The organism is Pseudomonas sp. GXZC (assembly GCF_026967615.1).
Taxonomy (GTDB): domain Bacteria; phylum Pseudomonadota; class Gammaproteobacteria; order Pseudomonadales; family Pseudomonadaceae; genus Aquipseudomonas; species Aquipseudomonas azotoformans_A.
The window spans coordinates 5,835,607-5,855,603 of record NZ_CP114115.1 but is presented as its reverse complement, the minus strand read 5'-3'; the positions used below and the strand labels follow the sequence as shown (position 1 = coordinate 5,855,603).

General features: G+C 60.4%; 13 protein-coding genes. 9 read left to right on the top strand and 4 right to left on the bottom strand.

Annotated features, from left to right (window positions below; all coding sequences use genetic code 11):
- Positions 1-466: 466 nt before the first annotated feature.
- Positions 467-2,770 carry an autotransporter family protein gene (locus OZ428_RS27660; RefSeq protein WP_269131936.1) on the bottom strand — a complete coding sequence of 768 codons (2,304 nt, stop codon included), beginning with the start codon at positions 2,768-2,770 and terminating at the stop codon, positions 467-469.
- A 216-nt stretch (positions 2,771-2,986) separates the two neighbouring features.
- Positions 2,987-3,859 (bottom strand): alpha/beta hydrolase, encoded by an 873-nt coding sequence (locus OZ428_RS27655; protein WP_269134229.1) that lies wholly within the window; start codon positions 3,857-3,859, stop codon positions 2,987-2,989.
- A gap of 197 nt (positions 3,860-4,056) precedes the next feature.
- Here OZ428_RS27655 and OZ428_RS27650 point away from each other — a divergent pair, with 197 nt between their 5' ends.
- A complete protein-coding gene (locus OZ428_RS27650) occupies positions 4,057-4,311 on the top strand; it encodes a helix-turn-helix domain-containing protein (protein ID WP_061433982.1) in 255 nt (84 codons plus the stop codon).
- Positions 4,295-5,530: a type II toxin-antitoxin system HipA family toxin gene (locus OZ428_RS27645; RefSeq protein WP_269131935.1), complete on the top strand. Its 1,236-nt coding sequence runs from the start codon at positions 4,295-4,297 to the stop codon at positions 5,528-5,530. The genes OZ428_RS27650 and OZ428_RS27645 overlap by 17 nt, the downstream gene beginning before the upstream one ends.
- Positions 5,531-5,546: 16 nt before the next feature.
- On the opposite strand, the gene treR is transcribed toward OZ428_RS27645, so the two are convergent.
- The gene (gene treR, locus OZ428_RS27640) at positions 5,547-6,251 is read right to left on the bottom strand and encodes a trehalose operon repressor (protein WP_033898611.1); all 705 of its coding nucleotides are present in this window, start codon (positions 6,249-6,251) and stop codon (positions 5,547-5,549) included.
- 217 nt (positions 6,252-6,468) lie between these two features.
- On the opposite strand from treR, the gene treP reads away from it, so the two are divergent.
- The 5 genes from treP to OZ428_RS27615 all read left to right on the top strand — a co-directional run bounded on the left by treP (position 6,469) and on the right by OZ428_RS27615 (position 13,725).
- On the top strand, positions 6,469-7,911 hold the full coding sequence (treP, locus tag OZ428_RS27635) for a PTS system trehalose-specific EIIBC component (protein ID WP_269131934.1): 1,443 nt from the start codon (positions 6,469-6,471) through the stop codon (positions 7,909-7,911).
- A gap of 30 nt (positions 7,912-7,941) precedes the next feature.
- Positions 7,942-9,588 carry an alpha,alpha-phosphotrehalase gene (treC, locus tag OZ428_RS27630; RefSeq protein WP_269131933.1) on the top strand — a complete coding sequence of 549 codons (1,647 nt, stop codon included), beginning with the start codon at positions 7,942-7,944 and terminating at the stop codon, positions 9,586-9,588.
- 69 nt (positions 9,589-9,657) lie between these two features.
- Positions 9,658-10,878, top strand: coding sequence for a maltoporin (locus OZ428_RS27625; RefSeq protein ID WP_038848766.1), 1,221 nt, complete (start codon positions 9,658-9,660; stop codon positions 10,876-10,878).
- A 49-nt stretch (positions 10,879-10,927) separates the two neighbouring features.
- A complete protein-coding gene (ptsP, locus tag OZ428_RS27620) occupies positions 10,928-13,444 on the top strand; it encodes a phosphoenolpyruvate--protein phosphotransferase (protein ID WP_269131932.1) in 2,517 nt (838 codons plus the stop codon).
- Between the two features lie 2 nt (positions 13,445-13,446).
- A complete protein-coding gene (locus tag OZ428_RS27615; RefSeq protein ID WP_269131931.1) occupies positions 13,447-13,725 on the top strand; it encodes a PTS transporter subunit EIIB in 279 nt (92 codons plus the stop codon).
- A 214-nt stretch (positions 13,726-13,939) separates the two neighbouring features.
- Here OZ428_RS27615 and mltF read toward each other — a convergent pair whose 3' ends face one another.
- Positions 13,940-15,400 (bottom strand): membrane-bound lytic murein transglycosylase MltF, encoded by a 1,461-nt coding sequence (mltF, locus tag OZ428_RS27610; RefSeq protein WP_033898602.1) that lies wholly within the window; start codon positions 15,398-15,400, stop codon positions 13,940-13,942.
- 287 nt (positions 15,401-15,687) lie between these two features.
- Between mltF and purL the strand changes: the two genes are divergently transcribed.
- On the top strand, positions 15,688-19,584 hold the full coding sequence (gene purL, locus OZ428_RS27605; protein ID WP_038848646.1) for a phosphoribosylformylglycinamidine synthase: 3,897 nt from the start codon (positions 15,688-15,690) through the stop codon (positions 19,582-19,584).
- Between the two features lie 4 nt (positions 19,585-19,588).
- A complete protein-coding gene (locus OZ428_RS27600; RefSeq protein ID WP_169985217.1) occupies positions 19,589-19,900 on the top strand; it encodes an NGG1p interacting factor NIF3 in 312 nt (103 codons plus the stop codon).
- Positions 19,901-19,997: the final 97 nt, after the last annotated feature.

The following is a 19,997-nucleotide window of genomic DNA, read 5'->3' as shown; positions in this document are numbered from 1 at the left end:
CTGTTTGGGGCCGCCTAATTCATATAAATTTTCTAGGTCGCGCAGTTGAAGCTAACTTAAAACTGCACCTAGGTTGATGTGTCCACTTCGGAAAAATCACTGTTTTTTTAGATGGATAGCACACCAGTTTATGTCAGCTGCTCGCGAGATTACTGATCGCCTTAGCCAGCGCATTTTGCGCAGAGACTTAAGGATGCTCTGAAGTAGCAGCCTATTTTTCGGCTACTGAGCAATCGGCGCTTTCAAAAAAACGGCGTAACCGCTCCATGAACCCCACATTCGGGTTTCGGTCCTGCGTGGTATTTTTTATGGTTTTATCGATTCCATCAACTCTATATGCTTCGTTTTATAAGGTCTTGAGTGGTCGATTGATAATAGAGAGGGAGTGGTCCCGCAGCGCTGCATGAAAAAACCGGCTTAAGCCGGTTTTTTCATGCCCACGCGAATACCTGAAACAACACGTTGATCAAAAATCGTAACGCACGTTCGCCGTGAAGGTGTCAGCGTCGAAACCACTGCTGGTCAGGTAGTTGTACGTGCCTCCTACGCTCCAGGCGCCAACGCGGTAGTTTGCGCCCAGTCCCAGCTCGTAGCTGTCGCGCGCCGGCGTTGCGCCGGTGGTGGTGAAGGGGGTGCCGCCGAGCACAAAAGTGGAGGTGGTGTTGGCCTTGTCGCCGATGAAGTCGTGCCAGGCCATCAGCTTGGCTTCCGGTTCGAAGCTGCCCACACCCAGGTCAAACGCGGCAGCCAGGCGAGCGCCCAGGCCCATTTCGCCGATTTCATAGCGCTGGCTGCCGACGTTGAGGGCCGCTGAGCTGCCTTTTTCACGGTACGAATCAATCGAGATGTTGGCATAGCGCGCACCGACCTGTGGTTCCAGCAGCCACTGCTTGTCGAGCTGGAACGTATAGCCTGCCAGCGCGTTGACGCCGAAGATCTCACTGTCGTAGTCGGCCTTGGCACGGGTACCGGCGATGTAGCGTTTGGATTCGTTGTCGTTCCAGCCGTACATCAGCGAGGTGTCGACAAAGAAGTTGTCGCGGGCCCAGTTGCCGTACAAGGTCAGTGCGTGGCCGCTGACGTCGGTCTTGCTACCCAGGTCGGATTTGACGTCGCTGGTCATGTAGCTGTAAGCCAGGCCCACGGTTGTCTGGGCATTGAGCTTGCCGTCGGCACCCACGGCAATACCGTGGGTGTTGGCGTCGTAGCCGTCGATACCGTGGCGGCTGTCCTGGTTGGCATCGCTCGACAGCGCTTGCAGCCATACGCCTTGTTCTGCCAGGACGTCACCGGAGGACAGACCGCTACGCGCGTTGCTGGCGCGGCGGTTGATGGCACCTGCGACCAGGTTCTGGCTGTTGGTGGCGGCGTTGACCGCTCCACGGCTGACGTCCGGGCTCAGGGTTTCGGCCAGTTTGGCCAGCTCTTGGCTGGTGGCGGCGTTGGCGAACTGCTGGAATACCGGGTCGCTTTCGTCCATCAGGCCCATGACCGTGTTCTTGAACGGCTGGATGGTATTCACCGCGTTGCGCGAACCACGGGCAACCAGCAGGTCTTGCGTGATCGCCTCATCACTGCGGGTGGCCACCAGGGCTTTCACGTCCTGGCCTTCAATGCCGAAGTTCTTCACCTCGAGCAGCGCCGAGGAGGACACCACGGACAGGTTCTGCGGGGCTTCCCAGGTACCGGAATTGATGAGGGTGTAGCGGGTGCCCCCGGCCGAGGTGCGGAAGTCGTCGGAGCGTGCCTGCAATTCGATCTGGCTGCCGGGCGAGAAGAAGGTATTGCCGGTGACTTTCAGGATCGGCGTATTCGGCAGTGTGGTGTTATCCAGCAGCAGGCGCAGGCGCGCAGTGTTGCTGTCCATGTCGAGGTTGCCCACTATCGTGGTCTGCGGGCGAAGCAGTGTCAGGCGGCCACCGTCGATATCGACGAAGCCGGCGCGGATGGTCGAGCCATCGAACATCGCGTCCCCTTGCACCAGCACACCGCTCAGGCCCAGCAGGTCGCCCTTGACCTGACCACCCTGCCAGTAGAAATACGACGGGGAGCTATTGTCGTCCGCCAGAATGGCTGCGGTGCCGCCCTCGATCAGGCCACCTGTCTGCCTGATCGAGAAGATCCTGAAGCCGTCGGAGGTGTCGAGACTGCGAAAGCGGATACCGATCCCGTCGGCGGAGATAGTCCCGCTGTTGTTGATATCACTCAGGAAGGGCGCGCCTGTCATCTGGCCCGTAAAGAGTGCCTTCTCGATGTCGATCCCCTCAGAGTCGATACCCCGCGCGATGATAGTGCCCGAGTTATTGATGCGCGCCTGGGTCGAGGTGATCAGCATGCCTTCGGCATTTGCGCCCGTCACAGTGATGTTGCCGTTGTTGTTCACTTCACCCGCGATCTTCGCCTGGTACAGGTCCAGCCCGACGACGGCGTTGCCACTCACCGTAATGTCGCCGTTATTGATCAGGTCGCCACCGACGTTGGAGTTGAGGGTCATGGCGATACCCGACGGGAACTCGGTGGGGTTCGCAGCCGTTCGGTTGATGTGGCCCTGGTTGACCAGGTTGCCCGCCAAGGTCACGTTGGTCAGCTCCACACCTGCGTTTTGCGACGTTCCGGTGAAGGTGGCGTTATTGAAAACATCACCGAAGCTGCTGTAGGCCCCTGTGCTCAGGTCGTAGTTGAAGTCGGGTGCGGGTGCGGCATGGGCCGTGGCAGTGGTCGCCGCGACGGACAGCGCCAACAACGAGCGGCGCAGGTGGGAAGTGTTCAAGGCAGTATCCTTACAGGGCAGAAACTGGCAGGGAACAACCCACGCGTCAGCGTCTGTTTTAGGCATCCCTGCCAGCTTGTCAGTGAATGGCTGATTCAAGCGCGTGCAAACTTACACGATGCGTGTAGGACAATTCATTACAAAAAGGATCGGTGAAGAAAAAAAAGCATAAAAAATGCGACGTCGCCGTGATTTTTTGTAGTCGTACGGGGTGGTTCAGCGGGCCTGTTTACCCTCAGTCTCAGGATCTCCATGGGTTAATGGCGTTTTAACCCATCGGCTCCAAGCCGCTTCCCACCCTTTATCATGGCTTGCTCCCCGTATATGGACGTATTCGGAGAAGGGCGAACCAAGCGCCTGTTGGTACCTATCCGCCAGCCCACTTGGAATAATCGGGTCTGCTTCGCCGATGAGATGACGCTGGGGTAACAAGGCGAGCCGCTCACGGTAGTCCAGCGGATCCAGGGAGCCGTCGAGTGGCGACAATCCTTTCATCGTCGCCCACAAGCGTGGGCTGAGGTTGCCAGCCAGGGTTTGCACCTGGGTCACATCATTGCGCTGCGCCGCTAACAACAAGGCGAGAGCGGCGCCACCTGAATACCCCACGAGTTCAAACTCGCTATTCCCGTACCGTTGTTTTAATTGGTCCAGCGCCTTGCTGAGGCGAGTGACCACTTCCTGAGAAAATCGACGGTTGGTCCAGAGTGCCGACTGACAGGCTGCAGCCATGACGAACTGGCAGGGGCGTGCCAGGTACGCATTCGGCGTCGGGTCATCGACCGCCAGCCGTGGTACCAACAGATTGTGCGGGCTCGGATCCAGGCTGGGTTGGGTGGCCGTTGACCAGGCATGGCCATCGCCTTCCAGGTAGACCCGCAGGCGCGTTATCTTTTCTGCACTTTGCGGCGCAAGTATGAGGAGGGGAAAGTCGCGCCCCGGCAGGACCTCTACTTGCCGGCCGCGCTCTTGCGCCAGTTGTTGCAGTACCTCGCGCGGCGACTGGCAGGCGACAAGGAGCGTGCTGAACACCAGGAACCAGGTTTTGTAGAAACCAACCAATATCTGTCGATAGCGCAAGTGTCTATTCATCATAGGGAGCTGTCGGCATTGGCGGCGTAGTTCCAGGTTAAGTCTGAGCGGAGGCGGCGGCAGGTTTGTATTTCTGGTGTGTGAACGCTCAGCTAAGAACCCTGTGCGCATAAAGCGCTATTCACAATGAAGTGCATCATATATGGTGCATTCATGCGGAATTATTAATTTTTGCATTGTATTGGATGCAATTTGATATGAACGATTTAGGATTGCTGATCAAAAGCCTCCGCAAAGCCGCAGGCCTCTCACAAACCCAGCTCGCGCAACGGCATGGCATGAGTCGCGCCACTATCTCCGGGATTGAGAACAATACCATCCCGGAAGTGGGAATTCGCAAGGTCGCAGCCATTCTTGAGGGCTTGGGATATGAGTTGACCGCCATTCCCAAACGTCGGCGCATGACCCTTGATGAGCTGAAATCGGAGAACATCCATGACCCGTCAAAGTGAGCGGCTCTATATCGGTGCTGGCGGCGTGCCTGCTGGGACGCTCGGGCGGGGCGGGGAGAACCGGCGCGATACGGTTTTCTCGTATAACGAAACGGTCGGCGAAGAGAATGCCGTTTCTCTGACGATGCCGGTGCGCCTGGAGAGTTACAACTGGGAGTACGGGATCCATCCTCTGTTCGAGATGCACATCCCCGAGGGGCATCTCAAGGATGAGCTGGTGCGACGCTTCAGCAAATCAGTGCGCGGCTTTGACGACTTCGCTTTGCTTGGGATTGTAGGTCCACACCAGTTGGGACGTATCAGCGTTGCTCATGACGCGGGTGGTGAGTCATTGCCTGAGGTCAAGCTCTCCGAGCTGTTGGTCTATGACGGGGCGAAAGATCTGTTTGACGACCTTCTGAAAACCTACGCAGCCTACTCGGGAGTGTCGGGTGTTCAACCCAAGGTTTTGGTGCGCGATGTTGACGACATGGCCCCCGGTATTGAGCGTCTCACCCATCGGGGCGCGACTCACTTGGTGAAGGCGTTCAATGAATCTGACTTTCCACAGTTGGCGGCCAATGAGTTTTTCTGCATGCGGGCTGCATTCCATTGCGGCCTTGAGGTGCCTGAATTCCAGCTCAGCCAGCACGGGAAATTCCTGGTGGTGAAACGGTTCGACATCAGTGAAAACGACTACCTTGGATTTGAAGATATGTGCGTTTTATCGGGATGGGGAACTGCGAAGAAGTACGACGGAAGCTACCAGGGATGCGCGAAGCTGATCAGGTCATTTGTCACGCCAAGCCGTGTCACCAGAACGCTGGAAGACTTCTTCTTGATGGTGGCGCTTTCTGCCGGCATCCAGAACGGTGACGCACACCTGAAAAACTACGGCTTGTTGTACGAGAATTGCGCAGAGGACGCGGACGTTTGGCTGGCACCTGCTTACGATCTGGTGACCACTACCGTGTACAGCAGCAATGACATAATGGGCTTGCTGCTCGGCGGTTCGAAGGCCTGGCCGAAGCGCAAGATGCTGGTCCAGTTCGGACGCAGTGCGTGCAGTTTGACCGAAGCCCGCTGCAACGAACTGCTGGCCAGAGTGCAGGACGGAATGACCCGCGCGATGACGGAGCTTTCAGAATACCGAAGCACTCATCCAGCGTTCGAGGTGGTTGGGGAGAAGATGACCGCAGCCTGGTCGGCAGGGCTGGCGAAAAGCATCGCAGTGCAATGATCTTCCCGACGGATGCTTACCGTCGCGCAATATCCGAAAAGTAAAACTTATCCAACGTATGCCGCGACTCGGTGTATTCAAACTGCCGGCCATCCTGCAAAAACGTCTGGTTACTCACCACGATCACATGGCTCTGACCTTCGAGGTCGAGGTGTGTCTGGTCGTCCTTGCCGCGTGGCAGGGCCTCGATGGTGCGTTGGGCGTAGGCGATTTGCAGCTGCAACGTCTGTTCGATAAATGCGTAGATCGACTGTTCGGCAATCGAGCGGTCCAACCCCGGGATCACCTCCGCGACGAAGTGGTTGATGTCGAGGATCACCCGTTTGCCGCCGATGCGCCGTACCCGTTTGATGCGGGTGATCAGGGTGCCGGGTTCGGCTTCGATGTGTTGCAGCAGCGAACCTTCCAGCGGGAACTGCGTGAATTCGACCACTTCGGTGCGTACGTCATCACCCAGGTCGGCGTGGGTTTCGTGGAAGCTGACGATGCCGCCCAGTTGGAACTCGATTGGGTTGGGTGACAACACGAAGGTGCCCTTGCCGTGGATCTTTTGCGCAAACCCACGCTCCTGCAACTGCTCGATGGCCCGACGCACGGTGCCTCGGCTGGCCTGGTAGCTGTCCATCAGTTCGGTTTCGGAGGGAAGGCGTGTGCCGCGCTGCAGGCGTTCGGTGGTGATGCTGGCAAGCAGATCCGTGTAGATCTGGTTGTATTTGCTCATGGGGATGGCTCTGTGCCTTTGCGTTCAGGCAGGAACCTTAGTGGCATGGCTAGGGTTTGTCCATTCGACCTACAGTCAGCCAAGTCCTACACGGAATAAACTTTTTCAAACTCGTCTGTACGAGTTGTTGCTTTAACTCGTACAGACGAGTACTTTTGCCCTCGGCGTGCTGCCAATGACTGCCCCCCAAATAAAAAAATCAAAGTGGAAACCAAGCATGAGCCACGACTATTCGACTATCGCCCGCGAGATTCTCGAGAACCTCGGGGGCACAGACAACCTTGAGCAAGCTGCCCACTGCGTCACCCGCCTGCGCCTGGCGCTGAAGGACCCAAGCCTGGTCAACGGCAGCGCGTTGAACCAGGTGGATCTGGTCAAGGGCTCGTTCTTTACCGGCGGCCTGTTCCAGGTGGTCATCGGCCCCGGTGAAGTAGAGAAGGTCTACGCCGCCCTGCGCGAGCAGACCGGCCTCGCCGCCGCCACCATCGCCGACGTGAAGAAGAAGGGCGCCGACAAGACCAACGCCATGCAGCGTCTGGTGCGGGTGTTCTCCGACGTGTTCATGCCGATCCTGCCCGCGCTGATCATTGCCGGCCTGTTGATGGGCGTGAACAACCTGATGGGCGCCAAGGGTATGTTCATCGAGGGCCAGACGCTGCTCGAGGCCTATCCGAACCTGGATGGCCTGTGGAGCCTGATCAACCTGATGGCCAACACCTCGTTCGTGTTCCTGCCAGCGCTGGTGGGCTGGTCGGCGGCCAAGCGCTTTGGCGGCAGTGAAATCCTCGGCATCGTGCTTGGCCTGATGCTGGTGCATCCAGACCTGCTCAACGCCTGGAACTACGGCAAGGCGGTCGCCGGTCTCGACGGCCAGAGCCTGCCGTACTTCGATATTTTCGGTTGGTTCAAGATTGAGAAAGTGGGCTACCAGGGGCAGATCCTGCCGATCCTGATGGCCGCCTATGTGATGAGCGTGATCGAGAAATGGCTGCGGGCGCGAGTGCCCAACGCGATTCAATTGCTGGTCGTGCCGATCACCACCATCGTCGTCACCGGCGTGCTTGCGCTGGCGATCATCGGTCCGATAACGCGTCACCTGGGCATCCTGATCACCGAAGGGGTGGTCACCTTGTTCGACCTGGCACCGATGGTCGGCGGCGCGATTTTCGGTCTGCTGTATGCACCGCTGGTCATCACCGGCATGCACCACATGTTCCTCGCCGTGGACCTGCAGCTTATTTCTACTCAGGGCGGCACCTTCATCTGGCCGATGATCGTCATGTCCAACCTGGCCCAAGGCAGCGCCGCGCTCGGCGTGTTCTACATGACCCGCAACGCGCGGGACAAAAGCATGGCGTCCACTTCTGCGATTTCTGCGTACTTCGGCATCACCGAGCCGGCGATGTTCGGCGTGAACCTGCGCTTCAAGTTCCCGTTCTATGCCGCGCTGCTGGGCTCGGCACTGGGCAGCATTTTCCTCTCGCTGAACAAGGTGCAGGCCTCGGCCATTGGCGTCGGTGGCTTGCCTGGCTTCATCTCGATCATTCCGCAGTACATCCCGAGCTTTGTGATCGGGATGGTCATCGCGATCGTGGTGCCGTTTGTTCTGACCTGTGCGTTGAGCATGAAGATCGTGCGCCCTGGTTATCGCGTCGCCTGAACCAGCGCTTTCACATTGAAGGAGTCCACCATGCAAGACTGGCAACACTCGGTGATCTATCAGATCTACCCCAAAAGCTTCCACAGCCACGCGGGTAATGCCACCGGTGACCTGCTGGGCATCGTGGACAAACTCGACTACCTCAAATGGCTGGGCGTCGACTGCCTGTGGATCACCCCGTTCCTGCGCTCGCCGCAACGCGACAACGGCTACGACATCAGCGACTACTACGCCATCGATCCCAGCTACGGCACCATGGCCGATTGCGACCTGCTGATCAGCGAAGCCGGCAAGCGCGGCATCAAGTTGATGCTGGATATCGTGGTCAACCACACCTCCATCGAACACGAATGGTTCCAGCAAGCACGCAGTAGCCTCGACAACCCCTACCGCGACTTCTACATCTGGCGCGACCAGCCGAACAACTGGGAATCCAAGTTCGGCGGTTCGGCCTGGGAGTACGAGGCGCAAACCGGCCAGTACTTCCTGCACCTGTTCGACCACACCCAGGCCGACCTCAATTGGGACAACCCCAAGGTGCGCGCCGAAGTGTTCAAGCTGATGCGCTTCTGGCGCGACAAGGGCGTGGGGGGGTTCCGCCTGGATGTGATCAACCTGATCTCCAAACCCGCCGACTTCCCCGAAGACAACACCGACGGCCGCCGTTTCTACACCGACGGCCCGAACGTGCACCAATACCTGCAGGAAATGCACCGTGAAGTCTTCGAAGGACATGACCTGATCAACGTCGGCGAGATGTCATCCACCAGCCTGGAACACTGCATCCGCTACTCGCGGCCAGAGTCGAAAGAGCTGTCGATGACGTTCAACTTTCATCACCTGAAAGTCGATTACCCGAACCTGCAGAAGTGGGTGAAGGCCGACTTCGACTTCCTGCAACTCAAGCAGATCTTCTCTGACTGGCAGTTGGGCATGCAGGCCGGTGGCGGTTGGAACGCGCTGTTCTGGTGTAACCACGACCAGCCACGGGTGGTCTCGCGTTTCGGCAATGACGGCGAGCATCGGGTGGTCTCGGCCAAGATGCTCGCGACGGCGCTGCACTTCCTCCAGGGCACGCCATATGTGTACCAGGGCGAAGAGCTGGGCATGACCAATCCGGGCTTTGACAGCATCTCGCAGTACCGTGATGTGGAGACCTTGAACATCTTCCGTCTCAAGCGCGATGCGGGGGAGTCCGAGGCGTCGAGCATGGCGGCGATCATGCAGAAGTCCCGCGACAACGGCCGTACGCCGATGCAGTGGAGTGCCGGGGAAAACGCCGGTTTCAGCAGCGGTAAACCGTGGATCGGTATTCCGGCCAACGCGGCGCAGATCAACGTCGAAAGCCAATTGGATGACCCGGATTCAGTGCTGCATCACTACCGCGCGCTGATCGCCTTGCGTCGTCGCGAACCGCTGATCCAGGAAGGCGTGTATCGCCAACTGTTGCAAGACCATTTGCAAGTCTGGGCCTACCTGCGCGAGGGCCATGGCGAGCGCCTGCTGGTGCTGAACAACTTCTACGGCACGCCGTGCGAAATCCAGCTGCCGGACAACCTGATCAACCCGGCCTGCGAACAGCGCTTGCTGATCAGCAACTACCCCGACTGCCCGCAACGCACCGCCACGGTAACGCTGCGCCCCTACGAATCGTTTGTGCTGCACCTCAAGGACTGAGACCTGCTGCAACCCCGTGTGGGAGCACGGGGCGCTTCAAAAATCATAATAAAAATATCGGAGTGCTTCATGAAAACAACTATAAAGCTGGGCCTCGTTGCGTCTTGTCTGAGCCTGCCGTTTGGCGCTCAAGCCCTGGAATTTGCCGGTTACCTGCGCAGCGGCGCGGGCACCTCGACGGGCAGCGGTCCACAGCAATGTTTCCAACTGCCGGGGGCGCAATCCAAATACCGCCTGGGTAACGAATGCGAACAGTACGCCGAGCTGGAACTGCGCCAGGACCTGCTCACCCTCGATGACGGTTCGGTACTCAGCGTCGATGCCATGGCGTCGCTCTACAACAAGTACGACCGCGCGCTGAAGTTCCAGGGCGAGAACAACGGCTCGGCGCGCATGCCGCAGATGTATGCGCAGTGGTCCAACCTGCCCAGCCTCAATGGCGGTTCGCTGTGGGCCGGCCGGCGTTACTACAAACGAAACGACATCCATATCTCCGACTTCTACTACTGGAACCAGAGTGCCACGGGCGGCGGTATCGAGGACGTGCTGATCGGCGACCTCAAGTACAGCTACGCGATTTCCCGCAAGGACAACCTGTACCAGAAGGAATACGCCACCCGTCACGACTTCAACGTCGCGGGCTTCAAGACCAACCCCGGCGGCGAGCTGGAACTGGGCTTGAGCTATATCGAAAAAGCCGGCGGGCGTGATACCAACAGCGGTTGGGCGATCACCGCGCAGCACGTGCAAAAACCTTTCCTCGGTGGCAAGAACAAGTTCGCCTTGCAGTACGGCGAAGGCCCCGGCACCGGCCTGGGCTACACCGGCAACACCTTCCTCGACAACAGCAGCAAAAGTTACCGCGCCGTGGAGTTTTTCGATTGGCAGGTGACCCCGCGTTTCGGTGGTCAGGTCGAAGCGGTGTACCAGAAGGACATCCGTCCTGGCAGCCAGGACCAGACCTGGATGTCCATCGGCGTGCGCCCGGCGTATGCCATCAGCGAGCAATTCAAACTGGTCACCGAGCTTGGGCATGACCAGGTCGATGCCACGGGCGGCACCCGCAAGCTGAGCAAATTTACCTTCGCTCCCACATGGTCGCCCAAAGGCCCGGATTTCTGGGCACGGCCGGAAGTGCGCTTGTACTACACCTATGCAACCTGGAACGAAGCGGCCAAGCGTGCGGCGAATGAATTGGCGGCGGGGTCGGCGTTGTCCGATACCGGCTCCTATGGCACGGCGCGGCATGGGTCGAACGTTGGTGTGCAGGTTGAGTACTGGTGGAAGTAATCCTTCCTCCGCTCAATGATATCTACAGAACAAAACAGCAGGTGAAGTCATGACCACAACTCAACCCCTGGAATTGCTGGCGCCCTTGTCGGGTGTGCTGCTGGCGCTGGACAAGGTGCCGGACCCGGTGTTCTCCAGCCGCCTGATCGGCGATGGCCTGTGCATCGACCCCACGTCGCAGACGCTGTGCGCGCCGCTGGCGGGGGTGATCAGCAACATCCAGGACAGTGGGCATGCGGTCAGTGTCACCGCTGACAACGGCGTTCAGGTGCTGATGCATATCGGCCTGGACACCGTGAACCTGGCAGGCCAGGGCTTCACCCGGCTGGTGCAGGAAGGCCAGCGGGTGGAGGCCGGGCAGCCGTTGATCGAATTCGATGCCGACTACGTGGCGCTCAACGCACGCAGTTTGCTGACCTTGATGCTGGTGGTCAGCGGCGAGCCCTTCAGCCTGTTGGCGGATGGCCTGGTGGAAACGGGCCAGCCGCTGTTGCAGTTGTCCCCAGGTGAGGCCGTGCAAGCAGCGGACGAAGAGGAGGGCGATGCACTGTTCTCCAAGCCGCTGATCTTGCCCAACGCCAACGGCCTGCACGCGCGCCCGGCAGCGGTATTCGCGCAGGCGGCGAAAGGTTTCAACGCCAGCATCTACCTGCACAAGCAAACCCAGAGCGCCAACGCCAAATCGCTGGTGGCGATCATGGCGTTGCAAACCGTTCAGGGCGATACCTTGCAAGTGAGCGCGGCGGGCGAGGACGCCGAGGCGGCGATCAAGGCGCTGGTGGTCTTGTTGGCTGAAGGCTGTGGCGAGGTGGTAGCGAGTGTTGCCGAGCCAGCCGCAACGCAGTCGTCGGCGACCTTGCTGCGGGGCGTGTGTGCATCGCCGGGCTCGGCGTTTGGCCAGGTCGTTCAAGTGACCGAGCCCGAACTGGTCATCACGCAGCAAGGCGTGGGCGAAGCAGCGGAACGTGCGGCTTTGACCCGTGGCCTGCTCGCCGCCACTGAAGCGTTGCAGGTGTTGCAGGACAAAGCGGCTGGCAGCGCCCAGGCCGAGATTTTCCGCGCCCATCAGGAACTGCTCGAAGACCCGACCTTGCTGGAACACGCCCACCGCCTGCTGGCGGAAGGCAAGAGCGCGGCCTTTGCCTGGAACAGTGCGACGCTCGCGACCGTCAAGCTCTTCCAGGGATTGGGCAACGCGCTGATCGCTGAGCGTGCGGCAGACCTGACGGACGTCGGCCAGCGCGTGCTGAAACTGATCCTGGGTATCCAAGACAGCGCCTGGGACTTGCCGGAGCGCGCGATCCTCATCGCCGAACAACTGACCCCTTCACAGACCGCCAGTCTGGACACACGCAAGGTGCTGGGGTTTGTCACTGTCGGGGGCGGCGCGACCAGCCACGTCGCAATCCTCGCCCGCGCCCTGGGCCTGCCGGCTATTTGTGGTGTTCCGGCCCAGGTGTTGGCGGTGGCCAATGGCAAGCAGGTGCTGCTCGACGCCGACAAAGGCGAGCTGCACCTGGAGCCGAACCTGGCCGAAATCGAGCAACTGGAGGTTGCGCGTCAACAACAGGGGCTGCGCCATCAGCGCGATGTGGCGCAGGCCTCGTTACCCGCCACGACCCGTGACGGCCACCACGTTGAAGTCACTGCCAACGTGGCGTCGTTGCAGGAAGTCGAGCAGTCCCTGACCCTCGGTGGTGAAGGCGTCGGCCTGTTGCGCTCGGAGTTCCTCTACCTGGATCGCAACCGTGCCCCAAGTCCTGACGAACAGGCCGCGACCTACACCGCTATCGCCCGTGCCCTGGGTACCGAGCGCAACCTGGTGGTGCGCACCCTCGACGTCGGTGGCGACAAACCCTTGGCCTATGTGCCGATGGACGCCGAGACCAACCCCTTCCTAGGTCTGCGCGGCATTCGTTTGTGCTTGGAGCGTCCGGAACTGTTGCGCGAACAATTCCGCGCGATCCTCGCCAGCGCTGGTTTTGCGCGGCTGCATATCATGTTGCCGATGGTCAGCCTGCTCTCGGAGCTGCACCTGGCGCGAAAAATCCTTGAAGAGGAAGCGTTGGTGCTGGGGCTCACCGAGTTGCCAAAGCTGGGCATCATGATTGAAGTGCCGTCCGCCGCGCTGATGGCGGATGTGTTCGCGCCCCATGTGGATTTCTTCTCCATCGGCACCAACGACCTGACCCAGTACACGCTGGCGATGGACCGCGACCACCCGCGCCTGGCCAGCCAGGCCGACAGTTTCCACCCGGCGGTGCTGCGCCTGATTGCCACCACCGTCAAGGCGGCCCACGCCCATGGCAAGTGGGTGGGTGTGTGCGGCGCGTTGGCGTCCGAAGCGTTGGCCGTGCCCGTGCTGATCGGGTTGGGTGTGGACGAGTTGTCGGTCAGCGTGCCGTTGATCCCCACCATCAAGGCCACCGTGCGCGAGCTGGACCTGGCCGACTGCCAGATCATCGCCCGCCAGGTCCTGGGCCTGGAAGAAGCCGCCCAGGTGCGTGAGGCCTTGCGCCAGTATCACGCGGCTACCGTTGAAACCTCACCTGTCGTGGAGCACTGAATATGTTCGAGAAATTACAGCGGGCGTTCTGGAAAGCCCTGACACCGGATTTGATTGCCGAGACGGTCGTTGCGCCAACGCAGAACCTGCTGTCGGCCGAGGTGCTGAATGCGTTGGGTGGGGCGGATAACCTCAAGTCGCAGCAGCGTGTGGCGCTGACGCGGGTGAGGGTGCAGTTGCAGGATGCGGCGAAGGTGGATGTTGCGGCGTTGAAGGCGGCGGGTGTGCCGGGGGTGATGATGCTGACGGGCGGGATGGTGCATCTGCTCACCGGCCTCTAAACCAAATGAAGATCAAACTGTGAAGGGGCTTTATGTAGTGAACGGGCTTGTTGTGGTGAGCGGGCTTGCCCCGCGCTGGGCTGCGAAGCGGCCCCAATAGGATCGCTGTATTTTCTGATAAGGCTGGGTGGCAGGTTTTAGGGCGGCTTCGCCACCCAGCGCGGGGCAAGCCCGCTCACCACACAAGCCCGCACACATAGGTTCGGTCGTGTGCTTACAGTTTCGGGTTGTCTTCTGGCGGCTTGGTCTTATCCACACCCGGCACATGCAGATTGCCTTCGACCACCTGGTTGCCTTCCAGCTGCGGCTGGGTCACCCAGGTGAGAATGTCGTAGTAGCGCCGGATGTTCGCCACGAAGTGCACCGGCTCACCGCCGCGGGCGTAACCGTAGCGCGTCTTGCTGTACCACTGTTTCTGCGACAGACGCGGCAGCATCTTCTTCACGTCCAGCCACTTGTTCGGGTTCAGACCTTCGCGCTTGGCCAAGGTGCGCGCATCTTCCAGGTGACCGGTGCCGACGTTGTAGGCCGCCAGGGCAAACCAAGTGCGATCCGGCTCGGCGATGCTGTCGTCCAGTTCATCCTTGATCTTGGCCAGGTACTTGGCGCCGCCCATGATGCTTTGCTTGGGGTCCAGGCGGTTGGACACGCCCATCGCCTGGGCGGTGTTCTGGGTCAGCATCATCAGGCCGCGTACGCCGGTCTTGGAAGTGACGGCCGGTTGCCACAGCGATTCCTGATAGCCGATGGCAGCCAGCAGGCGCCAATCGACCTTTTCTTCCTTGGCATAGGCGCGGAAGTGTTTCTCGTACTTGGGCAAACGCTGCTGCAGGTGCTGGGCGAAGGTGTAGGCGCCTACATAGCCGAGAACATCGACATGCCCGTAGTAGCGGTCTTTCAGACGCTGCAACGTGCCGTTCTTCTCGACTTTATCCAGGTAACTGTTGATCTCGTTGAGCAGGCTGTTGTCTTCGCCGGCGGCCACGGCCCAGCTCTGGTTGCTGGCGTTGCCGAGGTCGAACGCCACGCGCACGTTGGGGAAGTACACCTGGTTCATCGCCACTTCGTTGGAGTCCACCAGGGTCAGGTCGATTTGCCCTTCGTCCACCATGCGCAACAGGTCGACCACCTCAACGGCGTCGGATTCTTCGTATTCAATCGCAGGGTTCTGCTTTTTAAGCTCTGCCAGTTGCTCGGCGTGAGTACTGCCCTTGAGCACCATGATCTTCTTGCCCACCAGATCGGCCGCGTTGGTCGGACGCGACTGGCCGTTGCGGTAGATGATCTGCGGGGTAACTTCTAGATAAGGGTGGGAGAAACGCACTTGCGTCTGGCGCTGCTCGCTGCTGACCAGGCCGGCGGCTGCGAGAACCGGGCCATTGGGTTTGCCCAGTTGGCCGAACAGGTCGTCGAGATTGTCGGCGGTCTCGATCTCAAGCTTCACGCCCAGGTCATCGGCAAAGCGCTTGACCAGTTCGTATTCGAAACCGGTTTCGCCGTTGCGGTCCTGGAAATAGGTCGCCGGACTGTTCCGGGTGACCACCCGCAATACGCCATCCTCCTTGATTCGCTCGAGCGTGCTGGGTTTATCAACACAGGCGCTGAGCATCAGGAAGAGTCCGGTGGCGATGAGCCATTTGGCGCATCGCGGGCGCAAAGCAGTTGGGGAGAACATCTGCGCAGTATACGCAAACGGCCCACGGCGCCATATCTCGACAGCGCGGGTCTTGTCTGCTAGCGCCGGCAAAACTGTGCTGCAGCCCGCAGAAACGGGGCTTGGCGCGCGATTGTGACGGTTAAAATAACTGCGCCGAATGCCGGGTATACCCCCTCGAAAGGGGTGTAATCCGGCCAACTGACGTCCGGCAGCAGCCACCGGTAGCGTTTCGGGTGCCGTTGGCGGCGGTTTACGCTAGAATGCACGGCCTCAAAGCACACCCCCTTCCCGAGGCTGTCCCGAAGATGTTGATCCTGCGCGGCGCTCCTGCCCTTTCTGCCTTTCGCCACAGCAAACTCCTTGAGCAACTGAGCCAAAAGGTTCCAGCTGTTACAGGCCTGTACGCTGAATTTGCTCACTTCGCCGACGTTACCGGCGTGTTGACCGCCGACGAACAGCAAGTGCTGGCACGCCTTCTGAAGTACGGCCCAAGCGTTCCGGTTCAAGAGCCTAATGGCCGCTTGTTCCTGGTTCTGCCGCGGTTCGGCACCATCTCGCCCTGGTCGAGCAAGGCCAGCGATATCGCCCGCAACTGCGGCCTGGAAAAAATCCAGCGCCTGGAGCGTGGTATCGCGTTCTACGTCGCCGGCCAGTTCAGCGATGCCGAAGCCGAGCTGATCGCCAGCAGCCTGCACGACCGCATGACCCAGATCATCGTCAGCCAGCTGGAACAGGCTGCCGGCCTGTTCAGCCACGCCGAACCCAAGCCGCTCACCGCGATTGACGTGCTCGGCGGTGGCCGCGCCGCCCTCGAGAAGGCCAACACCGAATTGGGCCTGGCCCTGGCCGAAGACGAGATCGACTACCTGGTCAACGCCTTCAACGGCTTGAAGCGCAACCCGCACGACATCGAACTGATGATGTTTGCCCAGGCCAACTCCGAGCACTGCCGTCACAAGATCTTCAACGCCAGTTGGGACATCGACGGCGAAAGCCAGGAAAAAAGCCTGTTCGGCATGATCAAGAACACCTACGTGATGCACAGCGAAGGCGTTCTGTCGGCTTATAAGGACAACGCCTCGGTGATCGTCGGCTCCGTCGCCGGTCGTTTCTTCCCGGACCCTGAGACCCGCCAGTACGGCGCGGTGCAGGAGCCGGTGCACATCCTGATGAAGGTCGAGACCCACAACCACCCGACCGCGATTGCCCCGTTCCCTGGCGCAGCCACCGGTTCCGGCGGCGAAATCCGTGACGAAGGTGCGACCGGCCGCGGCGCCAAGCCAAAGGCAGGCCTGACCGGTTTCACCGTGTCCAACCTGCAGATTCCAGGCTTCGAACAGCCATGGGAAGTGCCGTACGGCAAGCCTGAGCGCATCGTCACCGCGCTGGACATCATGATCGAGGGCCCGCTGGGCGGCGCCGCGTTCAACAACGAATTCGGCCGTCCTGCGCTGACCGGTTACTTCCGTACCTTCGAACAATCCATCACCACCCCGCGTGGCGATGAAGTGCGCGGTTACCACAAGCCGATCATGTTGGCCGGCGGCATGGGCAACATCCGTGAAGAACACGTCAAGAAAGGCGAGATCCTGGTCGGCTCCAAGCTGATCGTGCTCGGCGGCCCGGCGATGCTGATCGGCCTGGGCGGCGGCGCGGCTTCCTCCATGGCCACCGGCACCAGCTCGGCGGACCTGGACTTCGCTTCCGTACAGCGCGAAAACCCAGAGATGGAGCGTCGCTGCCAGGAAGTCATCGACCGTTGCTGGCAGTTGGGTGACAAGAACCCGATCAGCTTCATCCACGACGTCGGCGCCGGTGGCTTGTCCAACGCCTTCCCGGAACTGGTCAATGATGGCGACCGTGGTGGCCGTTTTGAACTGCGCAACATTCCAAACGACGAGCCGGGCATGGCCCCGCACGAAATCTGGAGCAACGAATCCCAGGAACGCTACGTGCTGGCCGTTGGCGCAGAAGACTTCGCACGCTTCCAGGCCATCTGCGAACGCGAGCGTTGCCCGTTTGCAGTAGTTGGCGAAGCCACTGCCGAGCCACAGCTGACGGTTACCGACAGCCACTTCGGCAACAGCCCGGTGGACATGCCGCTCGAAGTGCTGCTGGGCAAAGCCCCGCGCATGCACCGTTCGGCCGTGCGTGAAGCCGAGCTGGGCGATGACTTCGACCCAAGCAAGCTTGAACTGGCCGACAGCATCGAGCGCGTGCTGCACCACCCGGCCGTGGCGAGCAAAAGCTTCCTGATCACCATCGGCGACCGCACCATCACTGGCCTGGTTGCCCGTGACCAAATGGTCGGCCCGTGGCAGGTTCCGGTGGCCGACGTTGCCGTCACCGCCACCAGCTTTGACGTCTACACCGGCGAAGCCATGGCCATGGGCGAGCGCACGCCGCTGGCCCTGCTCGATGCTCCGGCGTCGGGCCGCATGGCCATTGGTGAAACCCTCACCAACATCGCTGCTTCGCGTATCGGTAAATTGTCTGACATCAAACTGTCGGCCAACTGGATGTCCGCTGCCGGTCACCCGGGTGAAGACGCCCGCCTGTACGACACCGTCAAGGCTGTCGGCATGGAGCTGTGCCCGGAGCTGGGCATCACCATTCCGGTGGGCAAGGACTCCATGTCCATGGCCACCCGTTGGAACGAAGACGGCGTCGACAAGACGGTCACCTCGCCGCTGTCGCTGATCGTCACCGGTTTCGCACCGGTCACCGACATCCGCCAGACCCTGACCCCGCAACTGCGCATGGACAAGGGCACCACCGATCTGATCCTGATCGACCTGGGCCGTGGCCAGAACCGCATGGGCGCGTCCATCTTGGCGCAAACCCATGGCAAGCTCGGCAGCCAGGCACCGGACGTCGATGACGCCGAAGACCTGAAAGCCTTCTTCGCCGTGATCCAGGGCCTCAACGCCGACGGTCACCTGCTGTCCTACCACGACCGTTCCGACGGTGGTTTGCTGACCAGCGTTGTCGAGATGGCCTTCGCCGGTCACTGCGGCCTGAACATCGTGCTCGACAGCGTTGCCGAGGATGCTTCCGAGATCAACGGCATCCTGTTCAACGAAGAGTTGGGCGCGGTGATCCAGGTTCGCCAGGACGCTACCCCGGACGTACTCGCCCAATTCAGCGCCGCTGGCCTGGACGACTGCGTGGCCGTGATCGGCCAGCCGATCAACAACGGCGAGATCAACATCTCGTTCAATGGTGACACGGTGTTTGCCGGCCAGCGTCGTCTGCTGCAACGTCAGTGGGCCGAGACCAGCTACCAGATCCAACGCCTGCGTGACAACGCCGACTGCGCCGAGCAGGAATTCGACGTGATCCTGGAAGAAGACAATCCAGGCCTGAGCACCAAGCTCAGCTTCGACGTCAACCAGGACATCGCCGCGCCTTACATCAAGAAAGGCATCCGCCCACAGGTTGCCGTACTGCGTGAGCAGGGCGTCAACGGCCAGGTGGAAATGGCGGCCGCGTTCGACCGCGCCGGCTTCAATGCGATCGACGTGCACATGAGCGACATCCTCGCCGGTCGCGTTGACCTCAACGAGTTCAAAGGCCTGGTAGCCTGCGGCGGTTTCTCCTACGGCGACGTGCTGGGTGCCGGTGAAGGCTGGGCCAAGTCGGCCTTGTTCAACAGCCGTGCCCGCGATGCGTTCCAAGGCTTCTTCGAGCGCAACGACAGCTTCACCCTGGGTGTGTGCAACGGTTGCCAGATGATGTCCAACCTCAGCGAACTGATTCCGGGCAGCGAGTTCTGGCCGCACTTCGTGCGTAACCGTTCCGAGCAGTTCGAAGCCCGTGTCGCCATGGTGCAGGTGCAAGAGTCCAACTCGATCTTCCTGCAAGGCATGGCCGGTTCGCGCATGCCAATCGCCATCGCCCACGGTGAAGGCCATGCCGAGTTCGAAAGCGAAGAAGCCTTGCTGGAAGCCGACCTGTCCGGTTGCGTGGCCATGCGTTTCGTCGACAACCACGGCAAGGTCACCGAGAGCTACCCGGCCAACCCGAACGGCTCGCCGCGCGGGATCACCGGCCTCACCAGCCGCGACGGCCGCGTGACCATCATGATGCCGCACCCGGAGCGTGTATTCCGCGCCGTGCAGAACTCGTGGCGCCCGGAAGAGTGGAACGAAGACGGCGCCTGGATGCGCATGTTCCGCAACGCCCGCGTGTGGGTGAACTAAGACGATGTACAAGCTCGCCTTCTTTGTGCCCGCAAGCCATGTGGAGACGGTGAAAACCGCCGTCTTCGCAGCCGGCGGCGGGCGCATCGGCAACTACGACAGCTGCGCCTGGCAAGTGCTGGGCCAGGGCCAATTCCGCGCGATGGACGGCAGTCAGCCGTTTATTGGGCAGGTGGGCCAGGTTGAAGTGGTTGAGGAGTGGAAGGTGGAGCTGGTGGTGGCGGATGAGTTGATTGTGGCTGTTGTGGCTGCGCTCAAACTCAGTCACCCGTATGAGACACCGGCGTATGAGGTGTGGCAGTTGGCGGATTTTTGATTCGCTCGCTGCAAAAACAAGAAACCCGCTGGGCCAGTTTGGTCAGCGGGTTTTTTGTTGGCTGTGAAATCCATCGCCGGCGTGCCGGAGATTGCTT